Origin of the sequence: Micromonospora yangpuensis (genome assembly GCF_900091615.1) — a bacterium.
Classification (GTDB): Bacteria; Actinomycetota; Actinomycetes; order Mycobacteriales; family Micromonosporaceae; genus Micromonospora; species Micromonospora yangpuensis.
Map to the genome: position 1 here is coordinate 5,306,437 of NZ_FMIA01000002.1, position 25,917 is coordinate 5,332,353.

A 25,917-nucleotide genomic window follows, 5' to 3' on the forward strand; every position below is an offset into this window, starting at 1 on the left:
ATGACGGCTGTGCGTGTTCCGGGGCTTCCGAGGATCGAGGACGGGCGGCTGGTGTCGACGAGCCCGGCGACCGGCGTCGAGGTCGGGCGCTTCCCGGTCGCCACCCCCGCCGACGTACGGGACGCGGTCGAGGCCGCCCGAACGGCCGGGCAGTGGTGGACCGGACTCGGCTGCACCGGGCGTCGGGAACGGCTGCTGCGTTGGCGGGCGCTGCTGGCCCAGCGGATCGAGGAGCTCGCGGAGCTGATCCACACCGAGGGCGGCAAGCCGGTCGCCGACGCCGTCGTCGAGATCCTCACCGCGATCGAGCACATCGACTGGGCCGCCCGCAACGCCCGTCGGGTGCTGGGTCCGCGCCGGGTGCGGTCCCGGCTGATCCTCGCCGAGTTCACCGGCCACCTGGAGTACCAGCCGTACGGCGTGGTGGGCGTGATCGGCCCGTGGAACTATCCGGTCCTCACCCCGGTCGGCTCGGCCGCGTACGCGATGGCCGCCGGCAACGCGGTGGTGCTCAAACCGAGCGAGTACACCCCGACGGTCGGTCAGTGGCTGGTGGACAGCCTCGCCGAGGTGGTGCCGGAACAGCCGGTCCTCACCGCGCTGCACGGCCTGGGCGAGGTCGGCGCGCAGCTCTGCCGGTCCGGGGTCGACAAGGTCGCCTTCACCGGCTCGCCGGCCACCGCCCGGAAGGTGATGGCCGCCTGCGCCGAGTCGCTGACCCCGGTGCTGCTGGAGGCCGGCGGCAAGGACGCGATGATCGTCGACACCGACGCCGACCTGGACGCCGCCGCCGAGGCCTGCGTCTGGGGTGGACTCACCAACGCCGGCCAGAGCTGCATCGGCATCGAGCGGGTGTACGTCGTCGAGCCGGTCTTCGACGCGTTCCTCGACCGGCTCGTCGAACGGGCCGGCCGGTTGACCGTCGGGCCGCACGACGCCGACCTCGGCCCGATCACCATGCCGGGGCAGCTCGACGTGATCCGCCGCCACATCGACGACGCGCTGGCCCGGGGCGGCCGGGCGGTACTCGGCGGCGCGGACGCGGTGACGCCCCCGTACGTCCGGCCGACCGTGCTGGTCGACGTGCCGGAGGACGCGGCCGCCGTACGCGAGGAGACCTTCGGCCCGACCCTGACGGTGAGCCGGGTCCGCGACGCCGACGAGGCCGTGGCCCGCGCCAACGCCCTGCCGTACGGCCTGGGTGGCGCGGTCTTCGGTAAGCGCCGCGCGGTGGCCATCGCCCGGCGGCTGCGCTCCGGGATGGCCTCGGTGAACTCGGCGCTCACCTTCGCCGGGATGTCCACGTTGCCCTTCGGCGGGGTGGGTGACTCCGGCTTCGGGCGGATCCACGGCGAGGACGGCCTCCGCGAGTTCGCCCGGAGCAAGTCGATCACCAGACGCCGGGCCCGCTCCCTGCTGCCCTCCATGACGTTCGACCGCAACTCGGCCGATGTGGCCCGATTGGTGAAGGTCGCCAAAACGCTGTACGGCAGGTGACAGCCGCCGATCTTTCGGGCACTCTCGGATAGTCCTTCCCTATCCGTGTGGGCGGCAGTACCTTGCGTTAAATGGGTCTGGATCGATTGCGTTTTCACCTCGTCGACAGCGAACGGTCCCCGGGTGCCCGACAACGGCGCCGCCGGCTCGACTGGCTGGCCCGAACATTTCCCGATCTGTCGGAGATGACCGTTCTGGATCTCGGCGGTCGACTCGGCACCTGGACCCGCGCCACCGTCCGCCCCGCCCGGGTGCACGTGGTCAACCTGGAGCGACCGCCGGCCGAGGTGCCCCCGTGGGCGCACGTCGAGCACGGCGACGCCTGCGACCTGCCACCGGCCGTCACCGGCCGGCACTACGATCTGGTCTTCTCCAACTCGGTCGTCGAACACGTGGGCGGGCACGAACGACGATTACGCTTCGCCGACGCGGTCCGTTCGCTGGCCGACCGGTACTGGGTGCAGACGCCATACCGATATTTCCCTATCGAACCACACTGGATTGCGCCCGGAATGCAGTTCCTGCCGGTTCGACTGCGTACCGAGGTGGCCCGGCGGTGGCCCCTCGGGCACAAGCAGACCCGCACCCACGAGGCGGCCATCCGTCAGGTGCTCTGGACCGAACTGCTCGACCGCTCCCAGATGCGGCACTACTTCCCCGACTCCCGACTGCTCGTCGAACGGGTGGCCGGCCTACCCAAGTCCCTCATCGCCGTCCGCACCCCCTAGCCCCGCAAGGAAGGGCCCCCTGTTAACGCTTTCTGATGTACAGGGGGCCCTTCCAAACACCTGAGGCGGCTCAGAACAGGGTGAGCTCGTCGCGCTCGATGCCTCGCAGCCGGTCGTAGTCGACCACCACGCAGCGGATACCCCGGTCGGCGGCGAGCACCCGGGCCTGCGGTTTGATCTCCTGGGCGACGAACAAGCCACTGACCGGTGCCAGTAGCGGATCGCGGTTCATCAGTTCGAGGTAGCGGGTGAGCTGCTCCACCCCGTCGATCTCGCCGCGCCGCTTCACCTCGACCGCGACCGCGCCCTGGGCGGCGTCCCGGCACAGCAGGTCGACCGGCCCGATGGCGGTCATGTACTCCCGACGTACCAGCGTGAAGCCCTCCCCGAGGGCTGCCGGGTTGGCGGCGAGCAACTCCTGCAGGTGCGCCTCCACACCGTCCTTGCGCAGCCCAGGATCGACGCCCAACTCGTACGAGGTGTCCTGGAAGATCTCCTCCAGGGTGATCCGCAGTTCCTCGCCGGCCTTGTTCACCACCCGCCAGACCCCGGGCGCCTCCTCCAGCCGGCACGGCGGGCTCATCCAGTTGAGCGGCTTGTAGGCCCGGTCGTCGGCGTGGATCGACACCGACCCGTCGGCCTTCACCATCAACAACCGGGTGGCCGTCGGCAGGTGAGCCGAGAGCCGTCCGACATAGTCCACCGAGCACTTCGCAATCACCAACCGCACCCGAGGAGGGTAGCCCAGTCCCGACCGGTCGCCGACGAGCGGCACTGGCGCGCCGGTGCCATGCTGAGACGGTGCTCGAAGTTCTGACCGGCTCCGGTCTCGCCGCCTCGGCGGGCCTCAACGCCTACATCCCCCTGCTCGTGATGGGGCTGCTGGCCCGCTACACCGACGTGATCCAGCTGCCGAACGGCTGGCAGTGGCTCGGCAACGGCTGGGTCGTGGCGATCCTCGTGGTCCTGCTGGTCGTGGAGTTCGTCGCCGACAAGGTGCCGGTGGTCGACCACGTCAACGACGTGGTGCAGACCGTGGTCCGGCCGACCGCCGGTGGGCTGGCCTTCGGTGCCGGCGCCGGCTCCGAGACGGTCACCGTCGCCGATCCGGAGTCGTTCTTCGCCGGCAACGAGTGGGTACCGGTCGTCGTCGGCGTGCTCATCGCCCTCGGCGTACACCTGCTCAAGTCCGCCGCCCGGCCGCTGATCAACGCGACCACCGCCGGGGTCGGCGCGCCGGTGGCGAGCACCGCCGAGGACGCCACCAGCGTGCTCGTGTCGCTGGTCGCGATCCTGCTGCCCGTACTGGTGCTGTTGTTCCTGGTCGGTCTGGTGTTCTTCGCCTTCTGGTTCGTCCGTCGCCGCGCCGTCCGTCGACGCGAACGGCGGGCGGTCCGCGCCGGGGGCGCGGACCGCTGACCCCGGGGCAGCGCCGGGGGCGGAGCGGGGCAGCGCCGGAGGTGGGCGCGCTGGCATCATCTCCCGGTGTCTGTGAAGAAGTCCCACCTTTCCGTCGGCGCGGTCGTCGCCCTCGTGGCCGGCATCACCCTGCTGGCCGTCAGCGCGTCCCCGACCCGGCAGGCCGCGGACGCCGACTTCGTCGTACCGTCGACCGGGCAGGTCAGCCCGGCCGGCACCGCCCGCCCACCGACCGCCGGCGCCACACCATCGGCTGCGGACCGGGACGCCGCGGCACCGGGCGCGACCCGGGTGGGCAGCCGACCGCCGGTGGTCGACCACGGGCCACGCTCGGGCAACCTGGTCGCGCTCACCTTCGACGCCGACATGACCGACGCGATGCGGTACCAGTTGCGTACGGGCGCGGCGAAGTCGTACGCCAACATCAAGATCATTGACCTGCTGGAACGGGAGCAGGTGCCGGCCACCTTCTTCCTCACCGGCAAGTGGGTCGAGCAGTACCCGAAGGTGACCCGGCGGCTGGCCGACAACCCCCGGTTCGAGTTGGCCAACCACACGTACGGCCACCACGCGTTCGTGCGGGACTGTTACCAGCTTCCGCACCTGCCGGCCCGGGAGCTGACCGCCGACGCGGGCCGCACCTTCGAGGTCGTCGCGCCGTACGGTGGCCGGCAGACCCGGTACTTCCGCTTTCCCGGCCTCTGTCACGACAAGGCCGCGCTGGACGCCCTGGCGCCACTGGGCGTCACCGTGGTCGACGGCGACGTGATCAGTGGAGACCCGTTCGCGACGGCCTGGCGTCCGATCGTCCGCGCGGTCCTGGACAAGGTACGCGCCGGCTCGGTGGTCGTGCTGCACGTCACCGAGGAGAACGCACCGATGACCGACGAGGCGCTACCGCACATCCTCGCCGGCCTGGCCGAACGGGGACTCACTCCGGCCACGCTCTCCGAGGTGCTCGCCGACGACCGTACGCGGTGATCAGCTGACCGGCCGCTGACGGGTTGCCCGACTGGATACCGGGAAACCGAAAGGGACAAAAGCCTAGAATGGGACCAGCCAACTGGATGGAGCCCATCATGACCGCCTCGATCGAAATGCCCCGGGTGCAGGAATGCGTCGTCAGCTCCTGCGCCTACAACCAGACGAACGACTGCCACGCCTTCGCGATCACCATCGGCAGCAGCGACCACGCCCACTGCCACACCTTCGTCGAGCTGCCCGTGCGCGGTGGCACCGAGACGATGCTGGCCCAGGTCGGCGCCTGCCAGCGGGCCGACTGCCAGCACAACGCCAACCTGGAATGTCACGCGCCGAACATCCGGGTCGGCCCGGACAACGACCGCGCCGACTGCATGACCTACCAGAGCCGCTGACCCGCCGGCCACGCCCGCACGCGGCGCCGGACCACACACCCCCTCCGACGGCGGACCACACGCAGCCGCCACGACGGGTGTGGGGGGGCGAGCACCACGATGGCCCGGTTACCGGGACGGCACGCGCCCTGCGCGACCGCGCGCTTCCCCGCGACGGCACGCGCTCCGCGCGACAGCGCGGCCCCCACGGCGGCGCGCTTCCCGGCGCGGGGGCGACCCGGGATGCGGTGTGTTAAGCAGGGGCCCCTGCTATACAAAATGCGTTAACAGGGGGCCCTTCCTTGCAGGTTGGGGGGAGGACGCACACTTGACGGCATGGATGACGAGCTCGCGATCTCCGTACGGGGGCTGCGCAAGGCGTACGGCGACAACGTCGCGGTGGCGGGGGTCGACCTCGCCGTCCGGCGCGGCGAGGTGTTCGCCCTGCTCGGCCCGAACGGCGCGGGCAAGACCACCACGGTGGAGATCCTGGAGGGCTACCGGCGACGCGACGGTGGCGAGGTGTCGGTGCTGGGCAGCGATCCCGCCCAGCCCACCCCGCAGTGGCGCAACCGGGTGGGCATCGTGCTGCAGGGCACCGGCGAGTTCGACGAGTTGACAGTCGGCGAGGTGGTCCGGCACTTCGCCGGCTTCTACCCCGACGCGGACGACCCGGACAAGGTCGTCGAGCGGGTCGGACTGACCGCCAAGCTCCGGGCCCGTACGCACACCCTCTCCGGTGGGCAGCGCCGGCGCCTGGACGTGGCGTTGGGCATCATCGGCCGGCCGGAGCTGCTCTTCCTGGACGAGCCGACCACCGGGTTCGACCCGGAGGCCCGGCGTGAGTTCTGGGAGCTGATCCGGGACCTGGCCGCCGCGGGCACCACGATCCTGCTCACCACCCACTATCTCGACGAGGCCGAGTTCCTCGCCGACCGGGTCGGGGTGATCGCCCGGGGCCGGGTGGTCGAGGTCGCCCCGCCGAGGGAGCTGGGCAACCGGCAGGCGGCGTTGGCCACGGTCTCCTGGCGTACCCCGGACGGGACGCCGCAGAGCACGCAGAGTGCGACGCCGACGGCGCTGGTGGCCGAGCTGGCCGCGCGCTTCGGCGGTGAGGTCCCCGGCCTCACCGTCACCCGGCCCACCCTGGAGGACATCTACCTGCGCATGATCGGACACGCGTGAGCGCCATGACGACGCCGGCACCCCCGGCCACCGCCACCCGCCCCCGGCGGACCAGCCCGGTCGCCCTCGCCCTGCGGCAGGGCCGGCTGGAGATCACCCAGTTCCTGCGCAGCCGGGAGTCCGTCGTGTTCACGATGGGCTTCCCGATCATCATGATCCTGATCTTCGCGTCGATCTTCAACGACGAGATCGCTCCCGGGGTCAGCTACACGCAGTACTTCATCACCGGCATGATCGCGACCGGGCTGATGACCGCGAGCTTCCAGAACCTCGGCATCTGGATCCCGGTGGAACGGGACCGCGGGGTGCTCAAGCGCTACCGGGGCACCCCGATGCCCAAGTGGGTGTACTTCGCCGGCAAGGTGATCATGGTGTTGGCGATCGGGGTGGCCGAGACCGTACTGCTGCTGGCCTTCTCGGTCGCCCTGTTCGACCTGGAGCTGCCGGGCAGCGCCGCGAAGTGGCTGACCTTCGGCTGGGTCTCGCTGCTCGGCATCACCGCCTGCACCCTCTGCGGTATCGCCATCTCGTCGCTGGCCCGGACCTCCCGCAGCGGCTCGGCGGTGGTCACCCCGGTCGCGCTGGTGCTCCAGTTCATCTCCGGGGTGTTCTTCGTCTTCACCGAGCTGCCGAGCTGGATGCAGCAGGTGGCGGCGCTCTTCCCGCTGAAGTGGATGTGCCAGGGCCTGCGCTCGGTCTTCCTGCCCGACGGCTTCGGCGGCCAGGAGCCGGGCGGCTCGTTCGAGCTGGGTCGGGTCGCCCTGGTCCTGGCCGCCTGGTGCGTCATCGGACTGGTGCTCTGCCTGACCACCTTCCGCTGGACCACCAAACGCGACGGCTGAGCCGGGTCAGTACGTGTAGAAGCCCTTGCCCGTCTTGCGGCCCAGGTCACCGGCGGTGGCCATCCGCTGGAGCAGCTCCGGCGGGAAGAACTTCTCGTCGGCGGTGTCGGCGTAGATGTTCTGCGAGGCGTGCAGCAGCACGTCCACGCCGGTCAGGTCGGTGGTGGCCAGCGGGCCCATGGCGTGGCCGAAGCCCAGCCGGCAGGCGGTGTCCAGGTCCTCGGCCGAGACCACGCCGGACTCGACAAGCTTGACCGCCTCGACGACCAGCGCCGAGATCAGCCGGGTGGTGACGAAACCGGCGATGTCCCGGTTGACCACCACCACCGTCTTGCCGATGCCCTCGGCGAACTCGCGGACGGTGGCCAGGGTCGCGTCGCTGGTCTTGTAGCCCCGGACCAGCTCGCAGAGCTGCATCATCGGCACCGGGGAGAAGAAGTGGGTGCCGACGACCGCCTCCGGCCGCTCGGTGACCGCCGCGATCTGGGTGACCGGGATGGCGGAGGTGTTGGTGGCCAGCACCGCGTCGGCCCGGCAGAGCTTGTCCAGCGCGCGGAAGACCTCGTGCTTGATCTCCAGCCGCTCGAAGACCGCCTCCACCACGATGTCGGCCTCGGCGACCGCCTCCAGGTCGGTGGTCGGGGTGATCCGGGCCAGCGTCGCCTCGACCTCGGCCGCCTCGATCCGGCCCTTCTCGGCGAACTTCGTGAGCGACCTGCGGATGCCCTCGACACCCCGCCCGGTGGCCGCGTCGTCCAGGTCGCGCAACGTCACCTGCCAGCCCGCCTGCGCCGCCACCTGGGCGATCCCGGATCCCATCAGCCCGGCTCCGACGACCGCGAGTCGACCCGCCATCTGCTTCTCCCTCGCCTGTGTGGATGTCTGCCTGCACCCTAGTCGGCGAGTCCGGGCCCCGGTCGGCGAGCCTGAACGACGGTTCAGGACCGGTCAGATCTCCAGGGCGGGTTCCTCGGCGGTGCGTCCCCGCGTCACCTCGACCCCGAGCGCCCGCAGGTCGGCCACGAAGTCCGGGTACCCCCGGTCGACGTGGTGGACGTGGGAGACCTCGGTGGCCCCCTGGGCGCAGAGCCCGGCGATGATCAGGCCGGCGCCGGCCCGGATGTCGGTGGCCCGCACCGGCGCGCCGGAGAGCTGGTCGCGGCCCCGTACCACGGCGTGGTGGCCGTCGGTCTTGATGTCCGCGCCGAGCCGCATCATCTCGTTGGCGAACATGAACCGGCCGTCGAAGATGTTCTCGGTGATCAACGACGCGCCGTCGCTCACCGCCGCCAGGCCGATCGCCATCGGCAGCAGGTCGGTGGCGAACCCGGGGTACGGCAGGGTGACCACGTCCACGGCGGTGGGGCGGTCGTCCATCCGTACCCGGAAGGCGTCCGGTCGGGTCTCCACCAGGCCGCCGGCCGCGATCAGCTTGTCCAGCGCGACCTCCAGGAAGCCCGGGTCCGCGCCGGTCACGGTGACGTCGCCGCGGGTCATCGCGGCGGCGAAGGCCCAGGTGCCGGCCACGATCCGGTCGCCCACCGTGGCGTGCCGGACCGGTTTCAACCCGGGTACGCCCTCGATGTGCAGGGTCGAGGTGCCCTCCCCGGAGATCCGGGCCCCCATCCGGATCAGCATCGAGCAGATGTCCACGATCTCCGGCTCCCGGGCGGCGTTGTCGATCACGGTGCTGCCCTCGGCCAGCACCGCCGCCATGACCAGGTTCTCGGTGGCCCCGACGCTGGGGAAGTCGAGCATGATCTCCGCCCCGCGCAGGCCGTCCGGGGCGGAGGCGATGACGAAGCCGTGCTCGCCGGAGATCTCCGCGCCCATCCGGGTCAACCCGGCGATGTGCATGTCCAGCCCCCGGGAGCCGATCGCGTCGCCGCCGGGGTGGGCCACCCGGACGTGTCCCCGGCGGGCCAGCAGCGGCCCGAGTACGCAGATCGACGCGCGCAGCCGGCGTACCAGGTCGTAGTCGGCCTCCACCCCCGGCTCCTCCGGCACCTCGATGGTTACCGAGCGGGACCGCGCGACCCCGCCTCCCGCCACCATCGGGTCGACCGGGTCGTCGGCGTCGAACCGGACCTCGCAGCCGAGCCGGCGCAGCACCTCACCCATGATGGCGATGTCGGTGATCCGGGGAACGTTGGTGATCATGCTGCGTCCGGGCGCGAGCAACGCGGCGGCCATCAGCTTGAGCGCCGAGTTCTTCGCACCGACGACGTGCACCGTGCCGGTGAGCCGGGCCTGTCCGTCCACCCGGATCACGTCCACGCCGTTGACCGCCGGGTCACCGGCGTCACCGGGGCCCACCCCGGCCGGCCAGGCGGTGGCCGGATCAGGCCGGGTCGGGATGGTCAGGTCGGGAATCCGTAGGCTGTGCGTCATGGCCGTCCACCTCACGCGCATCTACACCAGGGCCGGCGACGCCGGCATGACCAGGTTGAGCAACAACGAGCAGGTAGCGAAGACCGATCCACGCATCACCGCGTACGCGGATGTCGACGAGTGCAACGCCGCGATCGGCGTGGCCCTCGCCCTGGGGCAGCTCGACGACGAACTGCGGGCGGTGCTGGGCGCCATCCAGAACGACCTGTTCGACGTCGGCGCCGACCTGTCCACCCCGGTCGAGCCCGAGCCGAAGTACCCGCCGCTGCGGGTGACCGAGGAGTACGTGGAGCGCCTCGAGGGGTGGTGCGACGAGTACAACGCACGCCTGAGCAAGCTCGACTCCTTCATCCTCCCCGGCGGCACCGCTGGCGCGGCGCTGCTGCACGTGGCACGGACGATCGCCCGACGGGCCGAGCGGGCGGCGTGGGCCCTGGTCGCGCACGACCCGGACCGGACCGCCACCCTCCCGGCAAAGTATCTCAACCGCCTTGCCGACCTGCTCTTCATCCTGTCAAGGACGGCAAATCCGGCGGGAGATGTGCTATGGGTGCCCGGCGGTAAGCGCTGAGCCCACCGCGCGGGGGCGCTTCAGCGCCCCCGCGGCGGCGCTCGGATTCACTGCGCGCCCCCCGGCGACGGCGGGGGGGTGCTCAGGCGGCCGGCCAGTCCTGGGAGGCGAAACGCGACGAGACCGGCCCCGGTGGGGCGGCCTCGAGCCAGGAGAGGAAACCGGTGACCGTGGAGCGCGCCATGGCGATCTCGACCGGGGCGTCACGACTGGCACATCGCAGGATCACCCAGTCGGCGGGCATGGAGAGCCGTTCCTGCCCCTCGGGCAGTCGTCGTCGCTCGACGATCAGGTCCTTACGGGCCAGCACCCGCTTGGGTCGCACGGCGAGACTGAACATCCGGTACCACCGGAGCTCGTCGCCGGCGAAGCGCCCGAAACCGGGCGACCAGCCGCGGCCGTCGAGCATGGTGTTGACCCGGACGCTCAGCCGGATGATCCCACCGCTGCGGGTGACCAGCGCCCGCCGGCCGAAGAGGATGAGGACCGCACCGAGCAGCGCGGCGACGCCGATGCCGATGCCCTCCACGACCTCCATCGGCGGCGTGGTCAGCGACTCTGCGCGGCAGCGGCCGGGGTGGCGCTCTCGGCCAGTACGGTGACGCCCGATTCGTCCACGGAGAGGAACCCGCCGGCCACGTCGTAGGTGATCTGCTCACCACCGGCGAGCTTGATCCGGACCTGGCCGGGCTCGGCGAGCTGGCCGAGCAGCGGCGCGTGCCCCGGCAGCACCCCGAGGTCACCCTCGGTGGTCCGGGCGACGAGCATCTCGGCCTCGCCGGACCAGACCTTCTCCTCGACGGCTACGAGGCGGACCTGAAGCTGCTTTGCCACGCTGTCTCCTTGCTGCGGCGGGCGGGATGGGAAAAGTCTAGTCGCGCTACCGGCCGGCTCCGAACGCGGGTGGTGGGAGCCACGCCGAGGTCGCTACGACTTGTTACGGAAATCGGGATGTTCGAGCAGGAACGCGTCGACCGTCCCGTTCTGCAGGGACCGGAAGAAGTCCTGCGCCTCCGGCACCAACCGTTCGCCCTGGTAGTTGCTGCCGGTGCCGATGTTCTCCCCCGGCAGTTTGATCATGTTGATCGCGTCGGGCCTGACGTCCTTGAGCGCGAAGGCGAAGTCCGCCACCGTGTGCCCCCGGCCGTTGAAGACCAGCGACTGACCCGCGGCCCGCAGCACCTTGTCCAGCTTGATGGGGTTGGTCGCCACGTCGGAGCTGAACGCCTGGCTCGCCATCGCCTTGACGAACTGCTGCTGGTGCCGCTGGCGGCCGTAGTCGCCGTCCGGGACCCCGTTCTTCGGGTAGCGCTGCCGGACGTAGTCCAGCGCCTGCCAACCCTCCAGGTGCTGGGTGCCCTTCTCGTACACCGCCTGCGGACCGATGTAACCGGGGCCGTTCGGGTTGCCCTTGCGGTGCTTGCCGTTCGGCTCGCGATGCTCGGAGGTGACCCGCCGCTCGATCTTCATCGTGACGCCGCCCATCGCGTCCACGATCTTGCGGAAGCCGGAGAAGTTGATGATCGCGCCAGCGTCGAACCGCTTGATCCCGGTGACCTGCTGGACGGTGGTGGCAAGCAGTTCGAAGCCGCGTTCGGTGCTGGGGTTCTGCCCGGGGACCATGCTGCCGTGCGACATCGCGCCGTTGAGCTTGCCCCGCCCACCCGGGTACTCGGCCTTGCTGAACCGCGGGATCTCCACGTACAGGTCGCGGGGCATCGAGAAGAGGTACGCCCGGTCCAGCTCGGCCGGAATGTGCAGCACCATGATCGAGTCGGCGAGCGGAGGCGTCTCCGGCTCGCGCGGGTCGATCCCGACCAGCAGGATGTTCAGCGGACCCTTGATGTCGCTCTTGCGCTGCGCACCGGCCGCCTGGTCGCCGAAGAGGTCGCCCTTGCCGACCGCACCCTCGTAGCGGGCCATCAGCGCCTCGGCCCCGACCAGGGTGGTGCCGCTGAGCGTCATCAGGGCGATGCCGAAGATCGTGCAGAGCTGGGCCCAGCGGGGCACTCCCGTCCAGATGGACCGTTTGCCACCGCGCTTGCCGCCCTTGGCCACGAGCATCTCCTTCGCCACGCCCGTGGGGAGGACAGGCGTCGGCACTGTGTCGTTGCGTGGATCGTGTCAGTTGCACGGGTCAACGCCCGTCTTTCGACGGGCGTTGCGAGTCGACGGTACCTCGCGGGACGCGAAACGTCCCGTCGGGAAACCCGACCCCGGCGATGATAGGGGCTGAAGATGAACGGGGGCCGTTCCGGTGGCGACACCGGAACAGCCCCCCTCGGGTACGGGCCCGAGTCAGCTCTTCATCAGCTCCTGCGCCTTGCGCTCCAGGTCCTCCAGACCGCCGCACATGAAGAAGGCCTGCTCGGGGAAGTGGTCGTACTCCCCCTCGCTGATCTTCTTGAAGGCCTCGATGGTCTCCTTGATCGAGACCGTCGAGCCCGGTACGCCGGTGAACTGCTCGGCGGCGTAGGTGTTCTGCGACAGGAAGCGCTCGATCCGCCGGGCGCGCTGCACGGTGATCTTGTCTTCCTCGGAGAGCTCCTCGATACCGAGGATGGCGATGATGTCCTGCAGGTCCTTGTACTTCTGCAGGATCCGCTTGACCTCGGTGGCCACCTCGAAGTGCTCCTGGCCGACGAACTCCGGGGCGAGGATCCGGGACGAGGACGCCAGCGGGTCCACCGCCGGGTAGATGCCCTTGTCGGAGATCGACCGCTCCAGGTTGGTGGTCGCGTCCAGGTGGGCGAAGGTGGTCGCCGGCGCCGGGTCGGTGTAGTCGTCCGCCGGCACGTAGATCGCCTGCAGCGAGGTGATGGCCTGGCCCCGCACGGAGGTGATCCGCTCCTGCAGCTCGCCCATCTCGTCGGCCAGGGTCGGCTGGTAACCCACCGCGCTCGGCATCCGGCCGAGCAGGGTGGAGACCTCGGAACCGGCCTGGGTGAAGCGGAAGATGTTGTCGATGAAGAGCAGCACCTCCTGCTTCTTGACGTCGCGGAAGTACTCCGCCATGGTCAGCGCGGAGAGGGCGACCCGCAGCCGGGTGCCCGGCGGCTCGTCCATCTGGCCGTAGACCAGCGCGGTCTTGTCGATGACGCCGGACTCGGTCATCTCGGCGATGAGGTCGTTGCCCTCACGGGTCCGCTCCCCCACCCCGGCGAAGACCGAGGTACCACCGAAGTTCCGGGCCACCCGGGTGATCATCTCCTGGATGAGCACCGTCTTGCCCACGCCCGCGCCGCCGAACAGGCCGATCTTGCCGCCCTTGACGTACGGGGCGAGCAGGTCGATGACCTTGATGCCGGTCTCCAGCATCTCGGTCTTCGGCTCCAGGTCCGCGAAGGCCGGCGCCTTGCGGTGGATGCCCCAGTGGTCGTCCGGGCTGAGCGTCTCACCCTCGGTGAGGTTGAGGCACTCGCCGATGGCGTTGAAGACGTGGCCCTTGACCGTGTCACCCACCGGCACGGTGATCGGCGAACCGGTGTCGCGCACCTCGGCACCCCGGACCAGGCCGTCGGTCGGCTGCATCGAGATGGCGCGGACCAGGTTGTCACCCAGGTGCTGGGCGACCTCCAGGGTCAGCGTCTTCTCTCCGCCGGAGAGGGTCACGTCGACGTGCAGGGCGTTGAACAGGGGCGGCATGACGTCGCGCGGGAACTCGGCGTCGACGACCGGGCCGATGACCCGGACCACGCGACCGGTGGCCGTCCTGGTCTCTGCTGGTCCCCCAGCAACTGCGGATACAGTCATCACACTTCACTTCCCGACGCGGCCAGCGCGTTCGCGCCGCCGACGATCTCGCTGATCTCCTGGGTGATCCCGGCCTGGCGAGCCGAGTTCATCTCACGCGTGTACTTCTCGATCATCTCTTCGGCGTTGTCGGTGGCGCTCTTCATCGCCCGCCGCCGGGCCGCCGACTCGCTCGCCGCCGACTCCAGCAACGCCGCGTAGATCCGCGTGTTGATGTACTTCGGCAGCAGCGCGTCGAGCAACTCCTCGGCGTCCGGCTCGAAGTCGTAGTCCGGCAACTGCCCCGGTGCGGCCTCCGACCGGGGCCGCTCCTCGATCTGCATCGGGCCCAGAATCCTGGCCACCGGGGTCTGGGTCATCAGGGAGTGGAACTCGGTGTAGACGATGTGCAGCTCGTCCACGCCGTGCACCCCGTCCTCGCCGGGCCCACCGTCGAGGTCGTCCGCACCGGCGGTGAACGCCTTGATCAGCGTCTCCCCCACGGTCCGGGCGTCGTTGAAGGTCGGCTGCTCGGAGAAGCCGGTCCAGTTCGCCTCGATCGGCCGGTCCCGGAACCGGAAGAACCCGACCCCCTTGCGTCCGATGACGTAGAGCAGCGGCTCCTTGCCCTCGTCGCGCAGCCGGGTCATCAGCGACTCGGCGGTCCGGATCGCGTTGGAGCTGTACCCGCCGGCCAGCCCCCGGTCCGCGGTGACCAGCAGCACGCCGACCCGGCGCACCTTCGGCCGCGGGGTGAGCAGCGGGTGGTCGAGCTGCGCACTGGACGCCAGCGCGGAGAGCACGCCGGTGATGGCCCGGGAGTACGGCAGGGAGGCCTCCACCCGGGCCTGGGCCTTGGCGATCCGGCTCGTCGCCACGAGCTCCATCGCCTTGGTGATCTTCTTCATCCCCTTCGCCGACCGGATCCGTTGACGAAGAACGCGTACCTGCGCGGCCATCTCCCGGCCCTACTGCTTCTGGGCCGGCGGGCCGCTGTAGCGGGTGACCGTCTCGCGGTCCTGCTCACCCTCCAGCGGCGCGGCCGGGGCCTCGTTGATCCGGCGCTCGTCGGCCTGGCCGAGGAAGAGCTGCTTGAACTCGCCGATCGCGGTCTCCAGCGTGCCGGTGATGTCGTCGTTCCAGGTGTTGTCGGCGATCCCGGCAAGCGCACCCTCGTGCTTGTGCCGGAGGTACTGCAGGAACTCCGACTCGAAGCGACGGACCTCGCCGACCGGGATGTCGTCGAGCTTGCCCTCGACGCCGGCCCAGACCGAGACGGTCTGCTCCTGCACCGGGTAGGGCGAGTAGTTCGGCTGCTTGAGCAGCTCGACCAGGCGCGAACCGCGCTCCAGCTGGGCCCGGGAGGCCTTGTCCAGGTCGGAGGCGAAGGCGGCGAACGCCTCCAGCTCGCGGTACTGGGCCAGGTTCAGCCGCAGCGAACCGGAGACCTTCTTCATCGGCTTCATCTGGGCGGCGCCACCGACCCGGGAGACCGAGGTACCGACGTTGATGGCCGGCCGGACGCCCTGGTTGAACAGGTCGGTCTCCAGGAAGATCTGGCCGTCGGTGATCGAGATGACGTTGGTCGGGATGAAGGCCGAGATGTCGTTGGCCTTCGTCTCGATGATCGGCAGCCCGGTCATCGACCCGCCACCCAGCTCGTCGGAGAGCTTCGCGCAGCGCTCCAGCAGGCGGGAGTGCAGGTAGAAGACGTCACCCGGGTACGCCTCACGGCCCGGCGGACGACGCAGCAGCAGCGACACGGCCCGGTACGCCTCGGCCTGCTTGCTCAGGTCGTCGAAGACGATCAGGACGTGCTTGCCGCCGTACATCCAGTGCTGCCCGATGGACGAGCCGGTGTACGGGGCGAGGTACTTGAAGCCGGCCGGGTCGGACGCCGGGGAGGCGACGATGGTGGTGTACTCCATCGCGCCCGCCTCCTCCAGGATGCCCTTGATCGAGGCGATCGTGGAGGCCTTCTGCCCGATGGCCACGTAGATGCAGCGGACCTGCTTCTTCGGGTCGCCGGAGCGCCAGTTGTCCCGCTGGTTGAGGATGGTGTCCAGGGCGACCGTGGTCTTGCCGGTCTTCCGGTCACCGATGATCAGCTGCCGCTGGCCCCGACCGATCGGGGTCATCGCGTCGATCGCCTTGATACCGGTCTGCAGCGGCTCGTCGACGGACTGCCGGGCCATCACGTTCGGGGCCTGCAGCTCCAGCTCGCGGAAGCCCTCGTTGGCGATGTCACCGAGCCCGTCGATCGACTGGCCGAGCGCGTTGACCACGCGGCCTAGGAAGGCGTCACCGACGGGTACGGAGAGCACCCGGCCGGTGCGCTTGACGCGCTGGCCCTCTTCGAGCTTGGCGGAGTCACCGAGAACGACGACGCCGATCTCCCGGACGTCGAGGTTCAGCGCCACGCCGAGCGTGCCGTCCTCGAACTCCAGGAGCTCGTTGGTCATGGTCGAGGGCAGGCCCTCGACGTGGGCGATACCGTCACCGGTGTCGGCGACGGTGCCGACCTCCTCGCGGGAGACGTCGGGCGAGTAGGAGGAGACGTAGCGCTCCAGGGCGCCGCGGATCTCCTCCGTCGAGATGGTCAGCTCGGCCATCCTCTGCTTCCTTAAGTATCAGGGGCCCGGGATACCTAGTACCGACCGGTCCGAATGGCGTCTGTCATTCAGGGCGCTGTGCGGCAGTGCCGGTCAGCGCCTCGTGAGCGCGTTACGGGTCTCGTTCAGGCGACGCAGGACGGTGCCGTCGTAGAGGTCCGGGCCGACCTGGACGCTGACCCCGCCGAGCACGGCCGGATCGATCATCTGCTTCACGTCGACCTGCCGACCGTATATCTCCGACAGGCGGGTGCCCAGTCGGCGTTCCTCCTCGTCACCCAGTGGGGCGGCCACCGTCACGTACGCGACCTGCCGGTCACGCCGATCGGCGGCGAGCTCCACCAGCCGGGTGAGCGCCCCGTGCAGGGACCGCCCACCGAACCCGGAGAGCGCCACCTCGGCCAGGGCGACCGTGGCCGGCCGCGCCTTGCCGGTGAGCAGGTCCCGGACCAGCTCGGTGCGCTGGGCGACCGGCGCGATCGGGTCGGTCAGCAGGTTCGACAGCTGCGGCTGCGCGTCGACCAGTTGACCGAACCGGAACAGCTCGTCCTCGACCTCGCTGAGGTCCCCGGCGGCCTCGGCGCCGGCCAGCAGCGCCTCCACCCCGAGCCGCTCGGCACCGTCGAGCAACTCCGACGGCACCGACCAACGGCCGGAGACCAGGGAGCCGAGCAGGTCGAGCGCGGACTCGCCGACCCGACCCCGCAGCATGTCACCGAGCAGCGCCGACCGGTCCGCACCGGAGCGGGCCGAGTCGGCAAGCGTCCGGCGCAGCCGGGGCTCCCGACGCAGCAGCCCGGCCACCGCGAGCAGGTCGCTGGCGGTGTCGGCCACGGCCGCGGGCTGGGCGCCCCGGACGTAGGCGTCGAGCCGCTCGGCCGCGAGCTTGTACGACTCCCGGCTGGCCGCCTGCATCAGCGGGCCCCCGTGCTCTCGAGGCCGTTGAGGAACCGGTCGACGGTGCCCTTGCGACGCGCCTCGTCGGCCAGCGACTCACCGACGATCTTGCCGGCCAGGTCCACCGCGAGGGTGCCGACCTCGGCCCGCAGCTCGCTGACGATGGCACTGCGCTCGGCCACCAGCTGTTCCTTGCCGGCCGCGATGATGCGGTCGGACTCCTCCCGTGCCTTGGCCAGGACGTCCTTGCGGATCCCCTCGGCGTCGGCCCGGGCGTCGTCCCGGATCCGGGCGGCATCGGTCCGCGCCTCGGCCAGCTGCGCGCGGTACTGCTCGAGCAGCTGGTTCGCCTCGGCCTGAGCCGCCTCGGCGCGCTTGATGCCACCCTCGATCGCGTCGACCCGCGCCTGGTACATCGACTCCATGCGCGGCATGACGAACTTCAGCAGGACGAAGCAGAGCAGAGCGAAGGAGATCGACCCGATGACGATCTCCTGCCAGATCGGCACGAGCGGGTGGTGCTCCACGCCTTCGGCGGCGATGAACATGTCGGACCTCCCGGTCTGAGGGCGGACGGTCAGCTGACGGCGAAGGCGAGCACCAGGCCGAACAGCGCGAGCGCCTCGACCAGGGCGAAGCCCAGGACCAGCCAGGTCCGGTTGTAACCGGCGGACTCCGGCTGACGGGCGCTGGAGTTGATGTACGCCACGAAGATCAGTGCCACACCGATCGCGGGGCCGACAGCGGCGAGGCCGTAGCCGATGGTGTTGACGTTACCGTTGATGGCGGCGAGAACGTCCATTGCGGGAATTCCTCCTAGTTCACGCGTGAGGGCTCACGCGTACGCGGTCGGTACCAGAAGCTTGGTCGGGCCGGACGGCCCACCGAGCCGGATCAGTGCTCGTCGGCCAGCGACGACCCGATGTAGTTGGCGCTCAGGGTCACGAAGACGTACGCCTGCAGAAGGGAGACCAGGACCTCGAAGAAGGCCATCACGATCGCCATCAGGAAGGCGAACACCGAGGTCGCCTGAACGAGGATGTTGTCCGAGGCCAGCAGCACGAAACCGCCGACGGTGAAGACCAGCAGGATCAGGTGGCCGGCGAACATGTTGGCGAAGAGTCGCACCGCCAGGGTGACCGGCCGGTTGATGAACGTCTGCAGGAACTCGATCGGGATCAGCAGGAAGTGCATCGGCCACGGCACGCCCGGGATGATCAGGCTCTGCTTGAGGTAGCGGCCCAGACCGTGCTTACGGACCCCGATGTAGATGTACATGATGTAGGTGATCGCCGCGAGCACGATCGGGAAGGCGATGTGCGAGTTCGGCGAGATCTGCAGCAGCGGGGTGACCCCGAAGAGGTTGGTCAACGCGATGAAGCAGAAGAGCACCGTGAAGTAGGGCGCGAAGCGGATGCCCTCCTTGCCCATCTGCTCCCGGGCGATGTTGTCGCGCACCAGGCCGTAGATCGACTCGGCCATCCACTGGCCCTTGGTCGGGACCAGCTTGGGGCTGCGGTAGGTGACCATGAAGAAGATGATCAGCAGCGCCACGGCCAGCCAGACCATGATGCCGAACTTGGTCACCCAGGGGCCGGCCAGCTCCGGCGGGTAGAAGTCCCCGACACTGGGCGGCCAGGGTAGGCCCTCGGCTGCAAGCAGCTTCTCACTCACCGTGTCTTCCTCCGCACTCGACAGACCCGCACGTGCCGGCATTTCAAGCACTGAGCCTCTTCATGATCAGGTAGATCGCTCCGGCTGCGCCGAGCATCATGCCGGCGGCGACCCCGAGACCGGACGGCAGACCGAGGAAGCGCTCCGCCAACCACCCGAGAAACCCCCACGACAGAATCCCGGCGAGCAGGTAACCGACCACGGCACCGGCCACGCCTTCCGACGAGTGCTCATCGGACTTTCTGGAATGAAGGTCGTCGCCCATGACGAGGCGAACGATATCAGCAGGAGCGCCTAGGAGTGTGCGGCACCCCCCACACTGCCGAAGCGTGCGGGCCATGCAACAGGCGCTCAACCGCGGCCAAGACTACTCCTGCCCGGCACGCCAGGGCAGCCCGACCGGCCGGAGGAAAATCCGACAACTTCGTTGCGTCACCGGTTCGTTCCCGGCCGTCCGGGGCCGACCGGGAAGCCGGGTCGCGCGGTCAGTCGCCGCGCGGCTGGGTGTAGGGCAGTGGCGCCCGCAACGCCCAGGTCAGGTGGGCTCCGGTCCAGACCACCACGGCCACGATGATCGCCACCCCCATGTCCGGCAGCCCGGACCAGCCGGTGGCGGCCACCGCCGACATCCCCACCCCCAGGATGACGATCTTGATGCCGTAGGTGCCGAGCCCCACCGGCATGAGCAGCCGCGGGTTGAGCGCGTCGGCCCAGGCCACCGAGAGGCCGGAGATCAGGTAGCTCGCGACGACCAGCCCGACCCCGGCGGCCGCCCCCGCCGCGCTGGTCGGCCCGCGCAGCAGCGCGGCCAGCGGGACCGCGACCACCGCCAGCACCGCGCAGGCGGTCAGGGTCAGTCGCAGGTACGGCAGCCGGGCCCGGATCGCGCCCGGCTGACCGGCCGGGGGCGCGTCGGTCGAGAAGTCCACAGCGCCAGAGTCTATTCGGCGGCACACTGGAGAACGTGAGATGCCTGGTCACCGGAGCTACCGGATACATCGGCGGGCGGCTGGCGCCCCGGTTGCTGGCGCAGGGGCACACCGTTCGCTGCCTGGCCCGCAAGGCCGGCCGGCTGCGGGACGTACCGTGGGCCGAGCAGGTGGAGGTCACCGAGGGCGACCTGCGCCGGCCGGAGACCCTGCCGGCGGCGTTCGACCAGGTCGACGTCGCCTACTACCTGGTGCACTCGCTCGGGCAGGCCGGTTTCGAGGACGCCGACCGCGAGGCCGCGACGAACTTCGCGACGGCGGCCCGGGCGGCCGGCGTACGCCGGATCGTCTACCTGGGCGGGCCGGAGCCGACGGGGGTCGCGGCGACCTCCCCGCACCTGCGCTCCCGGGCGGAGGTGGGGCGGATCCTGCTGGCCAGCGGGGTGCCCACGGTGGTCCTGCGGGCCGCGGTGATCATCGGTTCCGGGTCGGCGTCGTTCGAGATGCTGCGGTACCTGACCGAGCGGTTGCCCGCCATGGTCACCCCCCGCTGGGTCCGCAACCGGATCCAGCCGATCGCGGTCCGGGACGTGCTGAGCTACCTCGCCGCCTGCGCCGAGCTGCCACCGGAGGTGAACCGGGCCTTCGACATCGGCGGGCCCGACGTGCTCACCTTCCGGGACATGATGCAGCGGTACGCGGCGGTGGCCGGGCTGCGCCGCCGGATCATCCTGCCGGTACGGGTGCTGACCCCGTCGCTCTCCTCGCACTGGGTGGGACTCATCACGCCGGTGCCCAACGCGATCGCCCGGCCGCTGGTGGAGAGCCTGATCCACGAGGCGGTCGCACACGAACACGACATCGCCCGGTACGTCCCCGACCCGCCCGGCGGGTTGACCGGCTTCGACCAGGCGGTCGGGCTGGCCCTGGCGAAGGTCCGCGACGCCGAGGTGGAAACCCGCTGGTCGACCGCGAGCGGGCCGGACGCCCCGGCCGAACCGCTGCCCAGCGACCCGAAGTGGTCTGGTGGCACGGTCTACACCGACCTGCGCGAGCAGGTAGTCGACGCGCCCCCGGCCGCCCTGTGGCGGGTGGTCGAGGGGGTCGGCGGTGAGCACGGCTGGTACTCGTTCCCGCTTGCCTGGTCGGTCCGGGGCTGGCTGGACCGGCTGGTCGGCGGGGTGGGGCTACGCCGGGGCCGGCGCGACCCGCACCGGCTCCAGGTCGGCGAGGCGCTGGACTTCTGGCGGGTCGAGGAGATCGTCCCCGGCGAATTGCTCCGGCTGCGCGCGGAGATGCGGCTGCCCGGCCGGGCCTGGCTGGAGATGCGCGTCGAGGCCGACGGCCCGGGTCGCAGCCGGTACGTGCAGCGCGCCGTCTTCCTCCCGCACGGCCTGCCCGGCCACGCCTACTGGGCCGCCGTGACCCCGTTCCACGCCCTGGTCTTCGCCGGCATGGCCCGCAACATAGCCGCCCACGCCCAGTAAGGAAGGGCCCCCTGTTAACGCTTTCGGTATAGGAAGGGCCCCCTGCAAACCGGGGGCCCGCCGCGCCGCCAGGCGTGGCGGCAGCGCGGCGGCCCGCGGCGCGGCGCGGCGGGGGGCGGCGCGGCGGGGGGCGGGTCAGTTGCCGGCTCGGGGGCCGGTGACCTGGTTGGCGATCGTCTCGCTGGGCGGGACGAAGTCCTGCACCGGTTGGTCGCGCAGGGTGGTGCCCAGCACCTGGGTCACCACGTCGACCAGTTGGGCCTGGACGGCCTGGCCCACCTTGTCGCGCGGGTCGTCGGGGTTGGCGGCCATCGAGGCCACCGCGAGCTGCGGGGTGAAGGCGACCACGGTCTCCGTGCCGTACCCCTCGGAGCTGCCGGTCTTGCCGGCGACGGGTCGACCCAGCCGGGCCCGGAGCAGCGCGGCGGTGCCTCCGGTGCAGGCGCCGTACATGGACTGGTCGCCGACCGGGCAGCGGGCGGCGTCGACGGCCGCCCGGGCCACGTCGGTGTCGAGCACCTGACGACAGTCCGGTCGGGCGGCGTCGACCGGCCGGCCGACGCTGTCGTTGATCGCCAGCACCGGGGTCGGTTTGCAGTACCTGCCCTCGGCGGCCACCGTGGCGTAGGCCCCCGCCAGGTCCAGCGGGGTGGTCGCGGCGACGCCCAGGGTGAACGGTCCCCAGTCCTTCGCACCGTACCGGGCCAGCCGGGCGTCGCCGTCGGCCCGCAGCACGATGCCGAGCCGCTCGGCCATCTCGACCACCCGGTCGGCGCCTACCTGCTCGGCCAGCCAGGCGAAGTACGTGTTGACCGAGCGCCCGAAGGCGTCCCACATGGTCCGGTAGCCGTTCTGCTCCGCCGGGTTGGCGTTCACCGGACACCAGCGACCGCCGCAGCTGTTCGGTCCGGTGATGGTCCACCTGGTGACGAGTTGGCTAGGCGCGTCGAAGCTGGTCCGCAGGGGCAGCCCGGACTCCAGGGCGGCGAGCATGGTGAAGAGCTTGAACGTCGAGCCGGCCTGGTACCCGTCGATGTCGCCGCCGCCGGCCACCAACTGGTTGACGGTGTTCGGGCGGTTCTGCTGCCCCGGCGGGTTCTCCGCCACGCTGTACCGCCGGTTCACCGCCATGGCCAGCACCCGGCCGGTGCCCGGCTCGACCACCGCCGTCGGCGCGGTCCGCGGGTCGTCGACGCCGTAGACCCGCAGCACCTCGGCCTGGGTGTTGGCCTGCACCGTCGGGTCGAGGGAGCTGACGATCCGGAAGCCACCCCGGCGCAGGGCGCGCTGCCGCTCGTCGGCGGTGGCCCCGAACGCCGGCTGGTCGCTCCACCAACGGGTGAACCAGTCGCAGAAGTACCCCCAGTCGTTGCGTTCCTCGGGCACCGCCGTGCAGTCGTTCGGCGTCTCGGTGGGACGCAGCAGCAGGGGCTCGGACCGGGCCCGGTCCGCGTCGGCGGCGCTCACCTGCCCGGCGGCGACCAGTTGGCCGAGCACGTACGACCGGCGTTCCAGGGCCGCGTCGGCGTCCCCGCCGATCGGGTCGTCGGTGTCCGGTGAGCGCAGCAGACCCGCCAGCAGGGCCGCCTCGGCGAGGGTGAGCTGCCGGGGCGACTTGGAGAAGTACCGTCGGCTGGCCGCGGCGACCCCGTACGCGCCGGAGCCGAAGTACGCGATGTTCAGGTAGCGGGTGAGGATCTCGTCCTTGCTCAGTTCCCGCTCCAACGCCAGGGCGTACCGCATCTCCTGGACCTTGCGGCCGGTGCTGATCTCGGTGGCGGCGGCCCGCTGCTCCTCGGTCAGCCGCGGGTCACTGGCGAGCACGTTGCGGACGTACTGCATGGTCAGCGTGGAGGCGCCCTGCCGGGGCTCCCCATCGCGCTGGTTGGCGGTGAAGGCCCGCACCACGGCCCGTACGTCGACCCCTCGGTGCTGGTAGAACCGCAGGTCCTCGGCGGCCACCACCGCCTGGGCCAGGATCGGGGCCACCTCGGGCAGCCGGACGTCCACCCGGTTCTCGGTGTAGAACGAGGTGATCAGGGTCACCCCGTCGTTGGCGTACAGGTTGGAACGCTGCGCGGTGGGCGGCGTCCGCAACGAGTTGGGCAGATCGGCGTACGGCCCGATGACCGCCCGCACGCCCAGCCCGAAGACCAGGGCGGCCGGCAGGGCCGCGACGGCCAACGCCAGGCCGGCCAGTACCCCGGCGATCGATACGGTGAACACCTTGTCGAGACGGGTTCGGGTCATCAGCTTCCCCCGCAGGAGCCGGTCACGCTCGGACCCGTTCAGCATGACCGGGAAGAACCCGGGAACTCCGCCAATCCGGATAAAACTCGCAAGGTGGCCGCTTTCGGGGGACGTCCGAACAACCCGGTCCCGGTCGGCGGGAGACCCGTCAGGGCAGCAGGAGGGCGGCCAACGGCCGCACGGTCTCCTCGATCTCGTCGCCGATCCGCTGGAAGCACTGGTCGCCACGGCCCCACGGGTCGTCCAGGTCGTCGGTGGGCAGCGCGGCCGCGCCCTGCCGGGCCCGGTGCACCGCCTCGACCAGGGCGACGCCCCGGGCGTACACCGAGTCTCCGGTGACCTCGGTCGGCGGCGGCCCGGCCAGCTCCGCCGTGGCCAGCAACCGACCGAACTCACCGAGCACGAAGGTGCGCGCCTGCGCGTCGGGGCGCAGGGCGACCACGTAGTCCTGCTGGTCACCGGTGGCGGTCAGGACGAGATCCGCCGCGTCGATCTGGTCGGAACGCAGCTTGCGGGCGGCGAAGCCCTCGACGTCACCGCCCCGGGAGACGACCTGACGGGCCGCGGGCGGGTTCATCTCCTCACCGGCGTGCCATCCGCCGGTGCCGGCGCTGTGGCTGTGCACCAGCTCGTCGGCGCGCTGCGGGTCGAGGCCCAGCCGGGTCAGCCGCTCCCGCACCGAGCGGGCCAACAGCCGCTCGGCCATCGGGGAACGGCAGATGTTGCCCATGCAGACGTGCAGGACGGTGAACGGGGGCACTAGCCCACCCGGCTCTCGACGATGTCCGGCACCACGTCGCGCAGCTTCTCCAGCGGGATCGCGCCCTGGCGCAGCACCTGTGGCACCTCACCGGTCAGGTCCACGATCGTGCTCGGCACCGGATCCGGACACGGCCCGGCCTCCAGGTACGCCCGCACCGAATAGCTGAGCTGGGTGCGGGCCTGCTCGGCGGTGACCGCGGCCGGCTCGCCGGTGCGGTTGGCCGAGGAGACCGCCATCGGACCGGTCTCCCGCAGCACCTCCAGCGCGACCGGGTGCAGCGGCATCCGGACCGCGACGGTGCCGGTCTTCTCCCCGAGGTCCCACTGCAGACTGGGCGAGTGCTCGATCACGATGGTCAGCGCCCCCGGCCAGAACGCCTCGACCAGGTCGCGGGCCGCCTGGGGCAGCGTGAAGACGAGTCCGTCGAGGGTGTGCCGGGACCCGATCAGCACCGGTGGCGGCATCTGCCGGCCCCGACCCTTGGCGTCGAGCAGGGCCTTGACCGCGTACGGCGTGAACGCGTCGGCGCCGATGCCGTAGACGGTGTCGGTGGGCAGGACTACCAGTTCGCCGTTCTTGACCGCCTCGATGGCCGCGGCGATGCCGCGGTCCCGATCGGCGGGCGACCGGCAGTCGTAGAGCATCACGAGGAGCCAGTCTGCCACGCCGTGCCACCTGCGGCGTGACAGGCGTCCGATCGGCGGGACGCGGTGACGAACCGGGGGCGCCCGGTCAGGTCCGGATGGTCGACGACGGCGGCGAAGCGGCCATCGGCGGCGAGCAGCTCCGGCACCGTCGTACCGTGCGTGTCGTCGTGTTCCAGGCCCAGCGTCCCGCCGGTCCGCAGCAACCGCGCCGCCGCCGCGACCACCGGTCGGATCACCGACAGTCCGTCCGCGCCGCCGAACACCGCCTCGTCCGGATCGTGCCCGGCCACCTCCTCCGGTACGACCACCCGACGGGGCACGTACGGCGGGTTGCAGAGCAGCACGTCCACCCGGCCGGTGAGCCCGGCCAGCAGCTGCGGATCGGTGACGTCGGCGACCACCACCTCGACCGGCCGGTCCCCCGCGGCGACCCGGTCGGCCACGTTGCGGCGCAGCCAGTCCAGCGCGGCCGGGGACCGCTCGACGGCCACCACCCGGGCCTGCGGCACCTCACCGGCGACCGCCAACGCGATCGCCCCGGACCCGCTGCACAGGTCCACGACCAGCGGATTCTCCGTACGTCGGGCCTGTTCGACGCCCCAGCCGGCGAGCAGTTCGGTCTCCGGTCGGGGGACGAACACCCCCGGTCCGACGCGCAGGTCCAGGTACCGGAAGGCGGCCCGGCCCGTCAGGTGCTGCAACGGCTCCCGGGTGGCCCGACGGCGTACCAGGTCCGCCAGGTGGGCGGTCTGCTCGGCGGCGAGCGGGTCGGCCAACGCCAGCCGTCCCCGGGGCACCCCGAGCACGTGGGCGACGAGCAGCTCCGCCTCGACGCGGGCCGACGCCACGCCGGCGCGGGCCAGTTCGCGGGCCACCCGGGCCACCGCCACGGAAGGTCGTTGCGGTTCCATACCCCTCGGGGGGTGTCCAAGACCGGT

General features: G+C 70.9%; 28 protein-coding genes. 9 read left to right on the forward strand and 19 right to left on the reverse strand.

The window, feature by feature from the left end:
* Together GA0070617_RS23940 and GA0070617_RS23945 are read left to right on the forward strand one after the other, a co-directional pair.
* On the forward strand, positions 1 to 1,497 hold the full coding sequence (locus tag GA0070617_RS23940) for an aldehyde dehydrogenase family protein (protein WP_091442945.1): 1,497 nt from the start codon (positions 1 to 3) through the stop codon (positions 1,495 to 1,497).
* Positions 1,498 to 1,568: 71 nt separating this feature from the next.
* Positions 1,569 to 2,225, forward strand: a complete 657-nt coding sequence (locus GA0070617_RS23945; RefSeq protein WP_091442948.1) for an SAM-dependent methyltransferase — start codon at positions 1,569 to 1,571, stop codon at positions 2,223 to 2,225.
* Positions 2,226 to 2,295: 70 nt separating this feature from the next.
* Here the strand turns inward: GA0070617_RS23945 and nucS are convergent, their stop codons facing one another.
* Positions 2,296 to 2,955 carry an endonuclease NucS gene (nucS, locus tag GA0070617_RS23950; RefSeq protein ID WP_091447204.1) on the reverse strand — a complete coding sequence of 220 codons (660 nt, stop codon included), beginning with the start codon at positions 2,953 to 2,955 and terminating at the stop codon, positions 2,296 to 2,298.
* A 71-nt stretch (positions 2,956 to 3,026) separates the two neighbouring features.
* Between nucS and GA0070617_RS23955 the strand changes: the two genes are divergently transcribed.
* The 5 genes from GA0070617_RS23955 (at position 3,027) to GA0070617_RS23975 (ending at position 7,026) form a co-directional block, all read left to right on the forward strand.
* Entirely contained in the window at positions 3,027 to 3,644 is a 618-nt protein-coding gene (locus tag GA0070617_RS23955) for a DUF4126 domain-containing protein (RefSeq protein WP_091442951.1), read from the forward strand.
* 66 nt (positions 3,645 to 3,710) lie between these two features.
* Entirely contained in the window at positions 3,711 to 4,625 is a 915-nt protein-coding gene (locus GA0070617_RS23960) for a polysaccharide deacetylase family protein (RefSeq protein WP_229688524.1), read from the forward strand.
* A 98-nt stretch (positions 4,626 to 4,723) separates the two neighbouring features.
* The gene (locus tag GA0070617_RS23965; RefSeq protein ID WP_091447207.1) at positions 4,724 to 5,020 is read left to right on the forward strand and encodes a DUF1540 domain-containing protein; all 297 of its coding nucleotides are present in this window, start codon (positions 4,724 to 4,726) and stop codon (positions 5,018 to 5,020) included.
* A gap of 315 nt (positions 5,021 to 5,335) precedes the next feature.
* Complete coding sequence (locus GA0070617_RS23970; RefSeq protein WP_091442959.1) at positions 5,336 to 6,184, forward strand: ABC transporter ATP-binding protein; 849 nt, start codon at positions 5,336 to 5,338, stop codon at positions 6,182 to 6,184.
* A gap of 5 nt (positions 6,185 to 6,189) precedes the next feature.
* On the forward strand, positions 6,190 to 7,026 hold the full coding sequence (locus GA0070617_RS23975) for an ABC transporter permease (protein WP_091442962.1): 837 nt from the start codon (positions 6,190 to 6,192) through the stop codon (positions 7,024 to 7,026).
* Between the two features lie 6 nt (positions 7,027 to 7,032).
* Here the strand turns inward: GA0070617_RS23975 and GA0070617_RS23980 are convergent, their stop codons facing one another.
* Both GA0070617_RS23980 and murA read right to left on the reverse strand, forming a co-directional pair.
* Entirely contained in the window at positions 7,033 to 7,881 is an 849-nt protein-coding gene (locus GA0070617_RS23980; protein ID WP_091442966.1) for a 3-hydroxyacyl-CoA dehydrogenase family protein, read from the reverse strand.
* Positions 7,882 to 7,974: 93 nt separating this feature from the next.
* Positions 7,975 to 9,417 carry a UDP-N-acetylglucosamine 1-carboxyvinyltransferase gene (gene murA / locus GA0070617_RS23985; RefSeq protein WP_091442968.1) on the reverse strand — a complete coding sequence of 481 codons (1,443 nt, stop codon included), beginning with the start codon at positions 9,415 to 9,417 and terminating at the stop codon, positions 7,975 to 7,977.
* On the opposite strand from murA, the gene GA0070617_RS23990 reads away from it, so the two are divergent.
* Positions 9,416 to 9,988, forward strand: a complete 573-nt coding sequence (locus GA0070617_RS23990) for a cob(I)yrinic acid a,c-diamide adenosyltransferase (protein ID WP_091442971.1) — start codon at positions 9,416 to 9,418, stop codon at positions 9,986 to 9,988. The two genes, murA and GA0070617_RS23990, sit on opposite strands and share 2 nt — an antisense overlap.
* An 82-nt stretch (positions 9,989 to 10,070) precedes the next feature.
* Here the strand turns inward: GA0070617_RS23990 and GA0070617_RS23995 are convergent, their stop codons facing one another.
* The 12 genes from GA0070617_RS23995 to GA0070617_RS24050 all read right to left on the reverse strand — a co-directional run bounded on the left by GA0070617_RS23995 (position 10,071) and on the right by GA0070617_RS24050 (position 19,832).
* Positions 10,071 to 10,526: a DUF2550 domain-containing protein gene (locus GA0070617_RS23995; RefSeq protein ID WP_091442974.1), complete on the reverse strand. Its 456-nt coding sequence runs from the start codon at positions 10,524 to 10,526 to the stop codon at positions 10,071 to 10,073.
* Between the two features lie 11 nt (positions 10,527 to 10,537).
* On the reverse strand, positions 10,538 to 10,822 hold the full coding sequence (locus GA0070617_RS24000; protein WP_091442977.1) for a F0F1 ATP synthase subunit epsilon: 285 nt from the start codon (positions 10,820 to 10,822) through the stop codon (positions 10,538 to 10,540).
* Between the two features lie 93 nt (positions 10,823 to 10,915).
* Entirely contained in the window at positions 10,916 to 12,052 is a 1,137-nt protein-coding gene (locus GA0070617_RS24005; protein WP_091447210.1) for an LCP family protein, read from the reverse strand.
* Positions 12,053 to 12,286: 234 nt separating this feature from the next.
* A complete protein-coding gene (gene atpD, locus GA0070617_RS24010; protein ID WP_091442980.1) occupies positions 12,287 to 13,741 on the reverse strand; it encodes a F0F1 ATP synthase subunit beta in 1,455 nt (484 codons plus the stop codon).
* Positions 13,741 to 14,679 (reverse strand): F0F1 ATP synthase subunit gamma, encoded by a 939-nt coding sequence (locus GA0070617_RS24015; protein WP_091442983.1) that lies wholly within the window; start codon positions 14,677 to 14,679, stop codon positions 13,741 to 13,743. The genes atpD and GA0070617_RS24015 overlap by 1 nt, the downstream gene beginning before the upstream one ends.
* A 9-nt stretch (positions 14,680 to 14,688) precedes the next feature.
* Positions 14,689 to 16,332, reverse strand: coding sequence for a F0F1 ATP synthase subunit alpha (gene atpA / locus GA0070617_RS24020; protein WP_091442986.1), 1,644 nt, complete (start codon positions 16,330 to 16,332; stop codon positions 14,689 to 14,691).
* 93 nt (positions 16,333 to 16,425) lie between these two features.
* Entirely contained in the window at positions 16,426 to 17,247 is an 822-nt protein-coding gene (locus GA0070617_RS24025; protein ID WP_091442990.1) for a F0F1 ATP synthase subunit delta, read from the reverse strand.
* A complete protein-coding gene (locus tag GA0070617_RS24030) occupies positions 17,247 to 17,777 on the reverse strand; it encodes a F0F1 ATP synthase subunit B (protein ID WP_091442993.1) in 531 nt (176 codons plus the stop codon). The genes GA0070617_RS24025 and GA0070617_RS24030 overlap by 1 nt, the downstream gene beginning before the upstream one ends.
* 29 nt (positions 17,778 to 17,806) lie before the next feature.
* Positions 17,807 to 18,031, reverse strand: coding sequence for an ATP synthase F0 subunit C (gene atpE / locus GA0070617_RS24035; RefSeq protein ID WP_067362325.1), 225 nt, complete (start codon positions 18,029 to 18,031; stop codon positions 17,807 to 17,809).
* Positions 18,032 to 18,123: 92 nt separating this feature from the next.
* Positions 18,124 to 18,945 carry a F0F1 ATP synthase subunit A gene (atpB, locus tag GA0070617_RS24040; RefSeq protein WP_091442996.1) on the reverse strand — a complete coding sequence of 274 codons (822 nt, stop codon included), beginning with the start codon at positions 18,943 to 18,945 and terminating at the stop codon, positions 18,124 to 18,126.
* A gap of 1 nt (position 18,946) precedes the next feature.
* Positions 18,947 to 19,168, reverse strand: coding sequence for an MFS transporter (locus tag GA0070617_RS24045; protein WP_091442999.1), 222 nt, complete (start codon positions 19,166 to 19,168; stop codon positions 18,947 to 18,949).
* Positions 19,169 to 19,388: 220 nt separating this feature from the next.
* Complete coding sequence (locus tag GA0070617_RS24050; protein WP_229688525.1) at positions 19,389 to 19,832, reverse strand: hypothetical protein; 444 nt, start codon at positions 19,830 to 19,832, stop codon at positions 19,389 to 19,391.
* A gap of 35 nt (positions 19,833 to 19,867) precedes the next feature.
* Here GA0070617_RS24050 and GA0070617_RS24055 point away from each other — a divergent pair, with 35 nt between their 5' ends.
* Entirely contained in the window at positions 19,868 to 21,319 is a 1,452-nt protein-coding gene (locus GA0070617_RS24055; protein WP_091443007.1) for an SDR family oxidoreductase, read from the forward strand.
* A 135-nt stretch (positions 21,320 to 21,454) separates the two neighbouring features.
* Here GA0070617_RS24055 and GA0070617_RS24060 read toward each other — a convergent pair whose 3' ends face one another.
* The 4 genes from GA0070617_RS24060 to prmC all read right to left on the reverse strand — a co-directional run bounded on the left by GA0070617_RS24060 (position 21,455) and on the right by prmC (position 25,890).
* Complete coding sequence (locus GA0070617_RS24060; protein ID WP_091447212.1) at positions 21,455 to 23,569, reverse strand: transglycosylase domain-containing protein; 2,115 nt, start codon at positions 23,567 to 23,569, stop codon at positions 21,455 to 21,457.
* 148 nt (positions 23,570 to 23,717) lie between these two features.
* The gene (locus GA0070617_RS24065) at positions 23,718 to 24,329 is read right to left on the reverse strand and encodes an arsenate reductase/protein-tyrosine-phosphatase family protein (RefSeq protein ID WP_091443010.1); all 612 of its coding nucleotides are present in this window, start codon (positions 24,327 to 24,329) and stop codon (positions 23,718 to 23,720) included.
* Entirely contained in the window at positions 24,329 to 24,976 is a 648-nt protein-coding gene (locus GA0070617_RS24070; protein WP_091447215.1) for an L-threonylcarbamoyladenylate synthase, read from the reverse strand. The genes GA0070617_RS24065 and GA0070617_RS24070 overlap by 1 nt, the downstream gene beginning before the upstream one ends.
* Positions 24,976 to 25,890: a peptide chain release factor N(5)-glutamine methyltransferase gene (gene prmC / locus GA0070617_RS24075; RefSeq protein ID WP_091443012.1), complete on the reverse strand. Its 915-nt coding sequence runs from the start codon at positions 25,888 to 25,890 to the stop codon at positions 24,976 to 24,978. The genes GA0070617_RS24070 and prmC overlap by 1 nt, the downstream gene beginning before the upstream one ends.
* Positions 25,891 to 25,917 lie beyond the last annotated feature (27 nt).

What these genes read in the sequence shown, in the direction of transcription:
- GA0070617_RS23940 (WP_091442945.1), top strand. Translation starts at nt 1, where the DNA reads ATGACGGCTGTGCGTGTTCCGGGGCTTCCGAGGATCGAGGACGGGCGG.
- GA0070617_RS23945 (WP_091442948.1), top strand. Translation starts at nt 1,569, where the DNA reads ATGGGTCTGGATCGATTGCGTTTTCACCTCGTCGACAGCGAACGGTCC.
- GA0070617_RS23965 (WP_091447207.1), top strand. Translation starts at nt 4,724, where the DNA reads ATGACCGCCTCGATCGAAATGCCCCGGGTGCAGGAATGCGTCGTCAGC.
- GA0070617_RS23970 (WP_091442959.1), top strand. Translation starts at nt 5,336, where the DNA reads ATGGATGACGAGCTCGCGATCTCCGTACGGGGGCTGCGCAAGGCGTAC.
- GA0070617_RS23975 (WP_091442962.1), top strand. Translation starts at nt 6,190, where the DNA reads ATGACGACGCCGGCACCCCCGGCCACCGCCACCCGCCCCCGGCGGACC.
- GA0070617_RS23980 (WP_091442966.1), bottom strand. Translation starts at nt 7,881, where the DNA reads ATGGCGGGTCGACTCGCGGTCGTCGGAGCCGGGCTGATGGGATCCGGG.
- GA0070617_RS23990 (WP_091442971.1), top strand. Translation starts at nt 9,416, where the DNA reads ATGGCCGTCCACCTCACGCGCATCTACACCAGGGCCGGCGACGCCGGC.
- murA (WP_091442968.1), bottom strand. Translation starts at nt 9,417, where the DNA reads ATGACGCACAGCCTACGGATTCCCGACCTGACCATCCCGACCCGGCCT.
- GA0070617_RS23995 (WP_091442974.1), bottom strand. Translation starts at nt 10,526, where the DNA reads ATGGAGGTCGTGGAGGGCATCGGCATCGGCGTCGCCGCGCTGCTCGGT.
- GA0070617_RS24005 (WP_091447210.1), bottom strand. Translation starts at nt 12,052, where the DNA reads ATGCTCGTGGCCAAGGGCGGCAAGCGCGGTGGCAAACGGTCCATCTGG.
- atpD (WP_091442980.1), bottom strand. Translation starts at nt 13,741, where the DNA reads ATGACTGTATCCGCAGTTGCTGGGGGACCAGCAGAGACCAGGACGGCC.
- GA0070617_RS24015 (WP_091442983.1), bottom strand. Translation starts at nt 14,679, where the DNA reads ATGGCCGCGCAGGTACGCGTTCTTCGTCAACGGATCCGGTCGGCGAAG.
- atpA (WP_091442986.1), bottom strand. Translation starts at nt 16,332, where the DNA reads ATGGCCGAGCTGACCATCTCGACGGAGGAGATCCGCGGCGCCCTGGAG.
- GA0070617_RS24025 (WP_091442990.1), bottom strand. Translation starts at nt 17,247, where the DNA reads ATGCAGGCGGCCAGCCGGGAGTCGTACAAGCTCGCGGCCGAGCGGCTC.
- GA0070617_RS24030 (WP_091442993.1), bottom strand. Translation starts at nt 17,777, where the DNA reads ATGTTCATCGCCGCCGAAGGCGTGGAGCACCACCCGCTCGTGCCGATC.
- atpE (WP_067362325.1), bottom strand. Translation starts at nt 18,031, where the DNA reads ATGGACGTTCTCGCCGCCATCAACGGTAACGTCAACACCATCGGCTAC.
- atpB (WP_091442996.1), bottom strand. Translation starts at nt 18,945, where the DNA reads ATGCCGGCACGTGCGGGTCTGTCGAGTGCGGAGGAAGACACGGTGAGT.
- GA0070617_RS24045 (WP_091442999.1), bottom strand. Translation starts at nt 19,168, where the DNA reads ATGGGCGACGACCTTCATTCCAGAAAGTCCGATGAGCACTCGTCGGAA.
- GA0070617_RS24060 (WP_091447212.1), bottom strand. Translation starts at nt 23,569, where the DNA reads ATGACCCGAACCCGTCTCGACAAGGTGTTCACCGTATCGATCGCCGGG.
- GA0070617_RS24070 (WP_091447215.1), bottom strand. Translation starts at nt 24,976, where the DNA reads ATGCTCTACGACTGCCGGTCGCCCGCCGATCGGGACCGCGGCATCGCC.
- prmC (WP_091443012.1), bottom strand. Translation starts at nt 25,890, where the DNA reads ATGGAACCGCAACGACCTTCCGTGGCGGTGGCCCGGGTGGCCCGCGAA.